This window comes from Bradyrhizobium sp. USDA3516, from assembly GCF_057651995.1.
Map to the genome: position 1 here is coordinate 1 of NZ_JBYGYN010000033.1, position 496 is coordinate 496.

General features: G+C 65.7%; 1 protein-coding gene. It reads right to left on the minus strand.

Features of this window, described 5'->3' with window-relative positions; translation table 11 throughout:
• On the minus strand, nt 1-496 hold a 496-nt coding region (locus tag AC24YW_RS36620), incomplete at both ends, for a chemotaxis protein CheW (RefSeq protein WP_487487217.1).

Genomic DNA, 496 nt, shown 5'->3' on the forward strand with positions numbered 1-496 from the left:
GGCGGGCAGCTCCTCCAGGCGCGTGACGAGGCCGAGCGGGACCGCCTTGGGCTGCGACGAGCCGGCGCGGAACACCAGCAGCGAGGTGGTCTGCTCGCCGCTTCCGATGTGGTGCGCGCCGTTCTCGTCGCCCATGTCATGGGCCGAGGAGCCGGCGGCGCCGAGCGCTTTCGCAATGCCGTTGGGATCGATGATCATGATGACCGCGCCATCGCCCAGAATGGTGTTGCCGGAGAACATGTCGATGTGACGCAGCTTCGTCGACATCGGCTTGACCACGATTTCTTCGGTGTGGAACACGCCGTCGACGACGATGCCGAAGGTCTGGCTGCCGACCTGGGTGACCACGATGAAGCCGTTCTCGGGATCGGAGGCCGCGCCGTCGTCGATCTTCAGCAGCTTCTTCAGATGGATCAGCGGCAGCAGCTTGTTGCGGAGCCTGAGCACCGCGGTGTCCTTGATGCGCTCGATGCGGTGCTCGCTATTGGCGCGGGCC